The organism is Roseateles asaccharophilus, from assembly GCF_031458115.1.
GTDB lineage: Bacteria > Pseudomonadota > Gammaproteobacteria > Burkholderiales > Burkholderiaceae_C > Pelomonas > Pelomonas asaccharophilus_A.
On the sequence record NZ_JAVDXV010000006.1, the window covers coordinates 1 to 12,421 of the forward strand.

Genomic DNA, 12,421 nt, shown 5'->3' on the forward strand with positions numbered 1-12,421 from the left:
AACCAGCAAGTCGCCGGCATGGAAACGGCTGACCTGCAGGCGCTGGGCACCGACCAGTTCCGCGTGCTGTCCTCCGCCCAAGTTGGCGCGATGACTACCGAGCAGTTGGCGGCCATCGAGACCGCCGACCTGGCCGTGCTGTCCACGAACGCCATCCGCGGCATCACGTCCGAGAACATTGACGCGTTCACGACCGAGCAGATCCAAGCCCTCAGCACGGGTCAGATCCAATCGCTGACAACGCAGCAGCTCCGCGGCCTGACCACCGAGCAGATGGCCGCGCTGGAGACGCAGGACCTGCGTACGCTGTCCACGGCCCAGATCCGCGTGCTGTCCACCGAGCAGCTCAACGCACTGACGACCGAGCAGGTCGGCACGCTGACCACGACCCAGGTTGCTGGCCTGACCACGCAGCAGATTGCGGGCATGGAGACCGCTGACCTGCGCGCGCTGAGCACCGATCACTTCCGCGTGCTGTCGTCCGCCCAAGTCGGCGCGATGACGACCGAACAGCTGGCTGCCATCGAGACCGAAGACCTCAAGCAGATCACGACGGCAGCGCTGCGTGGTCTCACGTCCGAGAACATCGACGCATTCACGACCGAACAGATCCGTGCGCTGAGCACCAACCAGTTCCAGTCGCTGACCACGCAGCAGCTCAAGGGCCTGTCCACCGAGCAGATCTCCGCCATGGAGACTGAAGACCTGCGCGCGCTGACCACCGCCCAGATCCGCGTGCTGGCCACCGAGCAGCTGAACTCGCTGACCACCGAGCAGTTCTCCGCCCCGACGACCATCCAGATCAGCAGCCTCACCACGCAGCAGGTTGCCGCGCTGGAGACCGCCGACCTGCAGGCGATGACGACCGACCAGTTCCGGTCCATGTCCTCCGCCCAGATCGGCGCGCTGACCACCGATCAACTGGCTGCGCTGGAGACCGCTGACGTCGCCGTGATCACCACGGCTGCGCTGCGCGGCATCACGTCCGAGAACATCGATGCATTCACCACGGAACAGATCCGTGCGCTGAGCACGGCACAGATCCAGTCGCTGACGACCCAGCAGCTCAAGGGCCTGTCCACCGAGCAGATGGCAGCTCTCGAGACGCAAGACCTGCGCGCCCTGAGCACCGCCCAGATCCGCGTGCTGTCTACCGAGCAGCTCAATGCGCTGACGACCGAGCAGGTCGCCACGCTGACGACGACCCAGGTTGCTGGCCTGACCACGCAGCAGATTGCGGGCATGGAAACGGCTGACCTGCGCGCGCTGGGCACCGACCAGTTCCGCGTGCTGTCGTCCGCTCAAGTCGGTGCGATGACGACCGAACAGCTGGCTGCCATCGAGACCGAAGACCTCAAGCAGATCACGACGGCAGCGCTGCGTGGTCTCACGTCCGAGAACATCGACGCATTCACGACCGAACAGATCCGTGCGCTGAGCACCAACCAGTTCCAGTCGCTGACCACGCAGCAGCTCAAGGGCCTGTCCACCGAGCAGATCTCCGCGATGGAGACTGAAGACCTGCGCGCGCTGACCACCGCCCAGATCCGCGTGCTGGCCACCGAGCAGCTGAACTCGCTGACCACCGAGCAGTTCTCCGCCCCGACCACCATCCAGATCAGCAGCCTCACCACGCAGCAAGTCGCCGCGCTGGAAACTGCCGACCTGCAAGCGATGACGACGGACCAGTTCCGGTCCATGACGTCCGCCCAGATCGGCGCGCTGACCACCGATCAGCTGGCGGCACTGGAGACCGCTGACGTCGCCGTGATCACCACGGCTGCGCTGCGCGGCATCACGTCCGAGAACATCGACGCGTTCACCACCGAGCAGATCCGCGCACTGACCACGGCGCAGATCCAGTCGCTGACGACGCAGCAGCTCAAGGGCCTGTCCACCGAGCAGATGGCCGCGCTGGAGACGCAGGACCTGCGCACGCTGTCCACGGCCCAGCTCCGCGTGCTGTCCACCGAACAGCTCAACGCGCTCACCACCGAGCAGGTCAGCCAGCTGACGACCGCGCAGATCGTGGGCCTGACCACGCAGCAAGTCGCCGGCATGGAAACCGCTGACCTGCAGGCGCTGGGCACTGACCAGTTCCGCGTGCTGTCGTCCGCCCAAGTCGGTGCGATGACCACGGAGCAGTTGGCCGCCATCGAGACCGCTGACCTGGCGGTGTTGACGACGGCAGCGCTGCGTGGCCTCACGTCCGAGAACATCGATGCGTTCACGACCGAGCAGATCCGTGCGCTGAGCACCAACCAGATCCAATCGCTGACGACCCAGCAGCTCAAGGGCCTGTCCACCGAGCAGATGGCGGCTCTCGAGACGCAGGATCTGCGTGCGCTGACCACCACGCAGCTCCGCGTGCTGTCCACCGAGCAGCTCAACGCGCTGACCACCGAGCAGATCGGCACGCTGACCACGGTTCAGGTCGCCAGCCTGACCACGCAGCAAGTCGCCGGCATGGAGACGGCTGACCTGCAGGCGCTGGGCACCGACCAGTTCAAGGCGCTGTCATCCGCGCAAGTCGGCGCGATGACCACCGAACAACTGGCCGCCATCGAAACCGCCGACCTGGCGGTGCTGACGACGGCTGCCATTCGCGGCATCACGTCCGAGAACATCGACGCATTCACGACCGAGCAGATCCAGGCGCTGAGCACGGCACAAATCCAGTCGCTGACCACTCAGCAGCTCCGCGGCCTGAGCACCGAGCAGATGGCGGCGCTGGAGACGCAGGACCTGCGTGCGCTGACGACCACGCAGATCCGCGTGCTGTCCACCGAGCAGCTCAATGCGCTGACGACCGAGCAGATCGGCACGCTGACCACGACCCAGGTCGCCAGCTTGACGACCCAGCAGGTCGCCGGCATGGAAACCGCCGACGTGCAGGCGCTGACCACCGATCAGTTCAAGGTCCTGTCGTCCGCACAGCTGAGCGTGCTGACCACCGAGCAGATCCGCGCGATCGAGACGCAGGACCTCGCCGTCATCACGACGACCTCCCTGCGCGGGTTTGCGTCCGACGACATCGCCGCTCTGGGCACGGAGCAGATCGTCGCGCTGACCACGGCCCAGGTGTCGTCGCTGACGACCACCCAGCTGGATGGTCTGGGCACCGAGCAGATCGCCGCGTTCGAAACGGCCGACGTCGTCGCGCTGAGCACGCAGCAGCTGCGCAGCCTGACCAGCGAGCAGTTCACCGGCTTCGAGTCGGCCCAGCTGACCGCGCTGACAACGGCACAGCTGAGTTCGCTGACGTCCGAGCAGATCCGGACCTTCGAGACCGAGGCGATCGTCGGACTCGACAGCACCGACTTCACGGCGTTCAGCACGTCGGCGCTCCGCGGCTTCGGCACCGAGCAGATCGTGGCGATGGGCAGCGAAGACCTGAAGGCCTTCAGCTCGGCGCAATTCGTCTCGCTGACGACGGAGCAACTGCACGCCATGACCAGCGAGCAGGTCCGCGGCATCGACGCGACCGACCTCGGCAAGCTGTCCATGGCGCAGGCCGGAGCGTTCACGTCCGAGGCGGTGCAGGCGATGTCCAGCGAACAGCTGAACCAGCTGGTCCCGGCACAGGTCTCGCCCATCATCCTGGACCTGGACGGTGACGGCGTGGAAACCACGGCGGCCGCCAACGGCGTCAGCTACGACCTGCTGGGTCGCGGTGTCTGGCAGCAGTGGGGCTGGGTCGGCGGCGGCGACGGCCTGCTGGTGCGCGACATCAACGGCGACGGCATCATCAACGACGGCAAGGAGCTGTTCGGTGAAGGCACGCTGCTGGCTGACGGCACCCGCGCCAAGGACGGCTACGCGGCGATGTCGGCGCTCGACAGCAACCACGACGGCAAGCTGGACGCATCCGATGAAGCGTTCAAGCAGCTGCAGGTGTGGGTCGATGCCGACCACGACGGTGTCACCGACGCCGGCGAGCTGAAGAGCCTGGCCGACCTTGGCATCGCCAACCTGAGCCTGCACTCCAACAGCTCGACGGCGGTCGACAACGGCAACCTGATCGGCCTGGTGGGCAGCTACCAGACAGTGGACGGCGCGACGCACCAGATGGCGGACGTATGGTTCAGCCGCGACCCGAACGGCACCGTCAGCACGACGGCACCGGCGGCAAGCGGCGACGAAGCCACCGTGCAGCTGCAGCTCAGCGACGTGCTGGCCGCACCGAGCGAGCTGACGCTGCCGGGCTCCACGCCGGAGGCCAACCTGGTCACGGCGCCGGTGCCGACGGTCGACCCGCTGCTGGCGGTGAAGCCCAAGACGCCGGAGGAAGACGAACTGAATCGTCAACCGCCGCTGATCTGATCAAGAAGTCGCAGTAATGACGTCGGTGGTGCTCACAGGTGCCACCGACGTTACTCACAATGGAGGGGAATCCCCTACCCCGCCTGACGCCCTGAGGGCGCCGAGCCATGGCCACCGTCAATACCCCCACCCCTGAGCAACTGCCTCAGCTCACGACCAAGGAGCTGAATGCACTGAGCGCGGCGGTGTGGGCCACTTTCACGCCGGCGCACATCGCGGCGCTGACGGCCGAGCAGGTGGCGGGGCTGAAGCCCACCGCCTTCAGCAAGCTGTCGGCGGACCTGATGACGTCGTTCCCGCTGGACAACCTGCAGGTGCTGAGCACCGCGGTCATCAAGGCGCTGAACACGGCACAGGTCGCCGCGCTGACCGTCGAGGAGTTCGGCGCGCTGACGCCCGGCCAGGTCGCGTCGCTGCAGCCCAAGCAGCTGGCCGTCGTGTCGGTGGACCAGTTCACCGCGCTGGGCGTCGACCAGGTCGCGCTGCTGATTCCCACCCAGGTCAAGGCGCTGACCACCGACCTGATGGCCGCGCTGTTGCCCGAGGAGCTGGGCGCGCTGAGCGCCAAGGCCGTGGCCGCGCTGAGTGCCGCGCAGATCCGTGCGCTCAGCGTCGAGCAGGCGCAGGGCCTGACGCCCGAACAAGCTGCCGTCTTCACCGGCAACCAGGGTGCCGGCCTGAGTGCCGAACTGCTGGGCGCGCTGGCGCCGGAGGCGCTGGCGAGCCTGTCGACGTCGGCAATACGCGCGATCTCGTCGACCACGTTGGCGAGCCTGGCCCCTGAGCTGCTCCAGCAGTTCAGCCCCACGCAGATCGCCGCTTTGGGCGCCAGCCAGATGAGCGCGCTGGGCACGGCCGGCCTGGACGCGCTGACGCCCGAGCAATTGCAAGGCCTGAACAGCGCGCAGATCCGCGGGCTCAGCACGACGCAGATCTCGGCACTGTCGGGCGAAGACCTGGTGGCGCTGGGCAGCCGCGGCCTGGCCAGCTTCACGTCCGCGCAGATCACCACGCTCAGCGTGGAGCAGGTGGCGGCGCTGGAAACGCGCCAGTTCGCCGGCCTGACATCGGCCCAGGCCGTGGGCCTGTCCAGCGCCCAGCTGGCCGGACTGTCCGCCGACGCGCTGGGGGCGATGTCCACCGGCGCCATCCGCGGCCTGCGCGACCAGGTCATCGCCAGCCTCAGCGACGAGCAGGTCGGCGGCCTCACCACCCGGCAGATCGCGTCGCTGACCTCCAAGCAGATCGCGGCCTTCGACACCGGCGACATCATTGCGCTCAGCAGCCAGCAGATCCAGGCGCTGGGCTCGGCGCAGTTGGCCGGGTTCAGCACCAAGCAAATCGCCGCCATCGAGGTCGACGACATGGCCGCGCTGCGCACCGCCAGCATCAAGGGGCTCAAGGGCGCGCAGATGGCGGCCCTTAGCACCGAGCAGGTGGTGGCGCTGACCACCGCGCAGGTGACGGCGATGACCTCGGCCCAGCTCAACGGCCTGTCCTCCGACCAGGTACGCGCGATCGAGTTGGTTGACCTGCAGGCCATAGGCACCAAGGCCTTGCAGTCGCTGTCGCCCGCGCTGCTGAACGCACTGAGCACCGAGCAGATCGAGGCGCTGTCCACCGGCCAGGTGCGCTCGCTGACCGGCAACCAGATCCAGAGTCTGGTGCCCGAGCAGCTGAACACGCTGAACACGCAGCAGTTCGGCGCGCTCAGCTCCAAGCAGGTCGTCGCGCTGACCGGCGCGCAGATGGCGGGGCTGCAGACCGAGGACTTCGGCGCGCTGTCGTCCAGCGCGTTCAAGGCCATCACGCCGACCCAGCTCGGCTCACTGGAGACGCCGCTGGTGCAGGCTATCTCCACGGCGCAGACCGCCGCGCTCAGCTCCAAGCAGATCACCGGCTTGACGCCCGAGCAGCTGACGGTGCTCGCCACCGACTCGTTCACGGCCATCAGCACCAGCGCCGTGCGCGGCCTGCAGGCCGGCCAGCTGCAGAGCCTGGGCGAACCCCAACTCAACCTGCTGAGCACCATCCAGGTCGCCAGCCTCACGTCCGCGCAGCTCAGCGCGCTGACCAACGAACAGCTCAACACGCTGACCGGCGACCAGTGGGCCGCGCTGACCTCCAAGCAGATCACCGGCCTGGCCGCCGACCGCTGGGACCAGTTCTCGGCCGCCCGCATCGCCTCCCTCAGTACCAGCACGCTGCGCAGCCTCAGCGCCGAGCAGGTGCGCGACATCAGCCTGGAGCAGTGGTCGGCGATGGGCTCGCGCCAGCTGGCCGCGCTGACCTCCAAGCAGATCGCCGAGATCGCCACCGATGAAATGCCGTGGCTGTCGGCCGAAGCGCTGCGCGCGATCACGACGTCCGCCATACAAGGCCTGACCGCCAACCAGCTGCGCAACCTGGACCCCGGCCAGGCCGCGCTGCTGACGCCTGCGCAGGTGGCGGCCTTGAGCACGCGCCAACTGGGCGACCTGACGACCGACGCGCTGGCCGCGCTGACCACCGCGCAGGTGTCGGCCATGACGGCCAAGCAGCTGGCGCTGCTGACCACCGCGCAGATCGCCAACATCGAGCTGGAAGACCTGGTCGCATTGGGCACGCGCGGCATCGCCGCGTTCAAGGCCGCGCAGATCGCCGCGATGACGCCGGACCAGCTCACCGCGCTGACCAGCCTGCAGGTCGGCGCGCTGACCACGGCGCAGCTGTCGCGGCTGAGCACCGAGCAGATCATGGCCATCGTGGTCGACGACCTCGGGTCGCTGTCCACGACGGCGCTGCGCTCGCTGAGCAGCGAGCAGTTCTCGGCGTTTGGCGCCACCGAGCTGTCGCTGCTGAGCAGCCGCCAGCTGTCCACGCTCAGCTCGGCCCAGATCAAGGCCATCGAGAGCGACGAGATCGCCGCCATCAACCCGACGCTGTTCGGCGCCTTCGGCTCCGAGCAGCTGCGCGGCATGACCGCCTCGCAGCTGCTGGGCATCACGGTGGACCAGATCCCGCAGGTCTCCACGCAGGCGCTGCGCGCGCTCAGCAGCGAGCAGATCACGCTGCTGGACACGACGCAGATCTCCTTCCTGACATCGCGCCAGATCGCGTCGTTGGGCGAGGCGCAGATCCGCGGGCTGGAGACCGAAGACGTCATCGCGATGAGCGACTCGCAGTGGGCCTCCATGGGCAGCCGCCAGCTGGCCGTGCTCAGCTCGGCCCAGATCGCCGCCATCGAGGCCGCTGACGTCACCGCCATCACCACCGGCGCCATCCGCGGCCTGAGCACGCAGGCCATGACCTGGCTGCAGACCGAACAGATCGCGTCGCTCAGCAGCCAGCAGGTCTCCGCCCTGCTGAGCGCTCAGGTGCGCGCGCTGGGCACCGAAGACTTCGCCGCGCTGTCGGCCGACGCGCTGCAAGGCCTCAGCAGCTCCGCCATGGCGTCGCTGACATCCCAGCAGACCAACGCGCTGACGCTGGGCCAGATGGCGCAGATGGGCTCGCAACAGCTGCGCCTGATGTCCACCGCCGGCATCGCGGGCCTGAGCACCGACATCATTCCCAACTTCACGTCGCAGCAGATCGCGGCGCTGAGCACCGGCCAGATCCGCGCCTTCACCAGCGACCAGCTGCAGCTGCTGACCGCCGACGGCCTGAACGCCTTCGGCACCGCGCAGTTCCGCGGCTTCACGTCGGCGCAGCTGGACATCCTCAGCTCCGAGCAGGTCTCGGCGCTGAGCAGCACGCTGCTGGGCTCGCTGACCAGCGCCCAGGTGCGCGGCCTCTCCACCGACGACCTGACGCTGTTCGACGCCGACGACATCGCCGGCCTCAGCACCGCGGCGCTGAACGGCATGACGTCCAGCCAGATCGGCATCCTCAGTGCCGTGCAGGCCATCGCGCTGAGCACGCAGCAGATCGCCGCACTGTCCAGCACCGCGCTGAACGCGCTGGGCACCGAGGCTTTCGACGCGCTCAGCAGCGAGCAGCTGGCCGCGCTGTCGCCGGCCCAGCTCGACAAGCTGTCGACCGAAAACGTCGCGCTACTGAGCGGCGCGGACCTGCAGGCGCTGACGTCCGCACAGATGGGCGCCTTCAACACGCGCCAGATCGCCGCGCTGGCCACCGACGCCATCACCGCCCTCGACGCCGACCACCTGAACGCCTTCACCACCCGCCAGGTGCGTGCATTCACGACTGAGCAGATGGCGTCCATCGAGAGCGAGGACCTGGCCGCGTGGAACACCAGCGCGCTGCGCTCGCTCAGCACCGCGCAATTCGAGGCGCTGCACAGCGACCAGATCCCGGCGTTCACGACGCAGCAGATCCAGGTGCTCAGCTCGGCCCAGGTCCGCACGCTGAGCAACGAGGAGATCGCGTCGTTCACGACGCAGCAGGTCGCGTCGTTCAGCACGCGCACGCTGGCCAGCTTCTCCACCGAGCAGATGCAGGCCTTCCAGACCGAAGACCTGAACATGCTCAGCTCGGCGCAGCTGCGCTCGCTGTCCACCGCGCAGCTGGTGGCGCTGCTGCCCGAACAGATCCCCGGCCTGGACAGCGCCGACATGCGCGGCCTGAGCATGACGCAGGTCAGTGCCTTCACGCCGGCACAGATCGCCGCGATGACCCCCGGCCAGGTGGACGCGCTGTTCGCCGCCACGCCCATCGTTCTGGACCTGGACGGCGGCGGCGTGAACACGCGGGCGGCCAGCCAGGGCGTGCAGTTCGACCTGAACGGCACCGGCAACGCCCAGCAATGGGGCTGGGTGGGCGGCGGCGACGGCCTGCTGGTGCGCGACCTCAACGCCAACGGCCTCATCGACGGCGGCCAGGAGCTGTTCGGCGCCGGCACCCAGCTGGCCAACGGCCTGCGCGCGGGCAACGGCTACGCCGCCATGCTGGCGCTGGACGACAACCACGACGGCCACCTCAGCGCCGCCGACGCAGCGTTCGCGCAGCTGCAGGTCTGGGTGGACGCCAACCACGACGGCGTCACCGACGCAGGCGAGCTGAAACGCCTGGCGGAATTGCAGATCGTGTCGCTGGACCTGAATGCGCAAAAGGGCGATGCGACCGACCACGGCAACCTGCTGGGCCTGACTTCCAGCTTCACCACGGCCGACGGCCAGCGCCACGACATGGCGGACGTCTGGTTCGCCAAGGACGCGCCCGAGGAAGCCGCGTCGCTGCCGGCGGCCAGCGAGCTGCTCAGCGCGCCGGCGACCGATCTGCTGGCCGGTCTGGGCAGCAGCTCGGACAGCGCCGCACCGCAGACGACGGCCGAGCCGACCGTCGCGCCGGCTCAACGATTGCCATGGCGGGAGCGCGGGCTGGACGATGATGCGGGCTGGACGCCGCTCATCTGACCCGCCCATGCCGACGCCGACCGACGACTCGCCCCAGATCCACCCGCTGGCCGACGTGCAAAGCCCCCACATCGGGCCGCGCACGCGCGTCTGGCAGTTCTGCGTGATTCTGTCCGGCGCCCGCATCGGCGCCGACTGCAACGTCAACGCGCAGGTGCTGGTGGAGAACGACGTCATCGTCGGTGACCGCGTGACGCTGAAGTCCGGCGTGCAGCTGTGGGACGGCCTGCGCGTGGAGGACGACGTCTTCATCGGCCCCAACGCCACGTTCACGAACGACCGCGTGCCGCGCTCGCGTCAGCGGCCGGCGGCATTCCAGCAGACGGTCATCGAACGCGGTGCGTCCATAGGCGCCAACGCGACCATCCTGGGCGGCGTGCGCATCGGCGCCGGCGCGCTGATCGGCGCGGGCAGCGTGGTCACCAAGGATGTGCCGGCAGGCGAGCTGTGGGTGGGCAACCCGGCGCGCTCGCGCGGACCGGTGCCGGCCAAGGACTAGGCCGCGGACCTCACGGCCTTCACCACTCGCTCCACCTGCGCATCCGTCATCCCCGGCCATAGCGGCAGGCTCAGCACGCGCTGGTGCATGGCCTCGCTGATGGGGAAGGCGCCCTCACCCAGGCCCAGTTCGGCATAGGCCGGCTGCCGGTGCGGCGGCACCGGGTAGTGGATCAGCGTGCCTATGCCCTGCTTCGCCAGATCGGCCTGCAACCGGTCGCGCGCCTCGTGCTGCACGACGAACAGATGCCAGGCCGAGTCAAGCCCTTCCGGCACCACGGGCAGCTGCAGCGGCACTCCGGCCAGGCCGTCCAGCAGCATTGCGGCCAGCCGGCGGCGCTCCTCGGTCTGGGCCTGCAGCAGCGGCAGCTTGGCGGCCAGCACGGCGGCCTGGATCTCGTCCAGCCGCGAGTTCCGGCCCTTGACCTCGTTGTGGTACTTGACCTTGGAACCGTAGTTGCGCAGCACGCGCACCCGGGCCATGGCTGCGGCATCGTTGCCGGTCACGCCGCCGCCGTCGCCCATCGCGCCCAGGTTCTTGCCCGGGTAGAAGCTCCACGCGGACAGATCGGCCAGACTGCCCACCGGGCGGCCGTGGTACATCGCGGCATGCGCCTGGGCGCAGTCGTCCAGCACCTTCAAACCGTGGCGTTCAGCGATCAGGTTGATGGCGCCCATGTCGGCCGGCAGGCCGTACAGGTGCACCGGCAGCAGCACCTTGGTCCGCGGCGTGATGGCGGCTTCAATGCGGGCCGGATCGAGGTTGTAGGTGCGAGGGTCGGGCTCCACCGGCACCGGCGTCGCACCGCACTGGCTGACGGCCAGCCAGGTCGCAATGTAGGTGTTGGACGGCACGATGACCTCGTCGCCCGGCCCCACGCCCAGCGCTTCCAGCCCCAAGGCCAGCGCGTCCAGCCCGTTGGCCACGCCGGCGCAGTCGGCCGCGCCCACGCTCTGCGCATAGGCACGCTCGAAGGCCTTCAACTCCTCGCCCAGCAGGAACCAGCCGCTGCCGGCTACGCGCAGCAAAGCGGCGTCGATGTCGGCCTTGGCCGCCCGGTAGACCGGCTGCAGGTCCAGGAAGGGGATGGGCGCGTCAGCCACGGCGTTGCTCGGTGACAGCGGCGAGGTAGTCGTCATAGCTGCGGATGTAGTCGGCCGGGTCGTAGGGATCGGAGGCCAGCACCAGCAGCACCGCATCGGCGCTGAAGCGGTACTGGATGCCCCAGACCATGGGCGGGATGTGCAGGCCCAGCAGCGGGCTGTCCAGCAACACCTCGTCGCGCAACTGGCCGTCGTCCAGCACCACGCTCAAGCTGCCCTTCACGCAGACCAGGAACTGGTGGCAGGCCTTGTGCGCATGCTCGCCGCGCACCTCGCGGCTGGGCACGTCGTAGACGAGGAAAAAGCGCTCCGGCGTGAACGGCAGCTGCGCGTCGATCTGGCCGACCGTGAGCGAACCGCGCATGTCGATGACCTTGGGCAGCTTGACCAGCGCCGCGCCGGGCACCTGCAACACCAGGTCGTCGGCGCTGACGCGGCGGGCCGGCTCGGCCGGGCGGGTGCCGGTGTCCACATAGCCGATCACATGGGCCGGATTGCCGGTCACGATGGCGTTGGGCGGCACGTCGCGGGTCACGACGGCGCCGTCCTGCACCATCGCGCCGGCGCCGATGGTCAGGCCGGGGCGGATGGTCGCGTTGGCACCGATGCTGGCGCCCTTGCGCACCCAGGTCCGCAGCGGCGCCTCGGGGCGCTGCTTGCTGCGCGGGAAGGGGTCGTTGGAGAAGGTGACGTTGGGGCCGATGAAGACGTCGTCGTCCACCTGCACGCCGTCCCACAGCTGCACGCCGCATTTCACCGTCACGCGGTCACCCACCTGCACTTCGTTCTCGATGAACACGTGGTCGCAGATGTTGGCGTCGCGGCCGATGCGGGCGCCGGGCAGCACATGGGCGAAGGCCCAGATGCGGCTGCCGGCGCCGATGTGCGGGCTCTCCACCAGGGCATGGCTGTGGATGAAGGGGGGCTGGGCGTCGCTCATGGGCCGGCACGGTAGCAGGTCGCGCCGCCGGCAAAGCGCGGATATTCCTGGCGTTCACCGTGTTACATCCTGCGGCCGGCGCGCTGGCCGGAAATACCCCTGTGCGGGCGCGCTTTTTGCCCGTTACAGGACGTCAAGGCCTGGGACAGTCGCTGAACCGATCAGCCGTACCATCCGCAGCCGCCGAAGAAACCGCCAA

At 68.7% G+C, this 12,421-nt stretch carries 5 protein-coding genes; 3 read left to right on the plus strand and 2 right to left on the minus strand.

Annotated features, from left to right (window positions below; all coding sequences use genetic code 11):
- The first annotated feature begins 18 nt into the window (after positions 1-18).
- From J2X21_RS15320 to J2X21_RS15330, 3 genes are all read left to right on the plus strand, one after another.
- Positions 19-4,323, plus strand: coding sequence for a heme utilization protein (locus tag J2X21_RS15320; protein WP_310330065.1), 4,305 nt, complete (start codon positions 19-21; stop codon positions 4,321-4,323).
- Between the two features lie 107 nt (positions 4,324-4,430).
- The gene (locus J2X21_RS15325) at positions 4,431-9,680 is read left to right on the plus strand and encodes a hypothetical protein (protein WP_310330066.1); all 5,250 of its coding nucleotides are present in this window, start codon (positions 4,431-4,433) and stop codon (positions 9,678-9,680) included.
- Positions 9,681-9,687: 7 nt separating this feature from the next.
- Positions 9,688-10,179: an acyltransferase gene (locus J2X21_RS15330; protein ID WP_310330067.1), complete on the plus strand. Its 492-nt coding sequence runs from the start codon at positions 9,688-9,690 to the stop codon at positions 10,177-10,179.
- Here the strand turns inward: J2X21_RS15330 and J2X21_RS15335 are convergent.
- Together J2X21_RS15335 and J2X21_RS15340 are read right to left on the minus strand one after the other, a co-directional pair.
- Positions 10,176-11,318: a DegT/DnrJ/EryC1/StrS family aminotransferase gene (locus J2X21_RS15335; protein ID WP_310330068.1), complete on the minus strand. Its 1,143-nt coding sequence runs from the start codon at positions 11,316-11,318 to the stop codon at positions 10,176-10,178. The genes J2X21_RS15330 and J2X21_RS15335 overlap by 4 nt on opposite strands.
- Positions 11,275-12,222: a WxcM-like domain-containing protein gene (locus J2X21_RS15340; protein WP_310330069.1), complete on the minus strand. Its 948-nt coding sequence runs from the start codon at positions 12,220-12,222 to the stop codon at positions 11,275-11,277. The genes J2X21_RS15335 and J2X21_RS15340 overlap by 44 nt, the downstream gene beginning before the upstream one ends.
- Positions 12,223-12,421 lie beyond the last annotated feature (199 nt).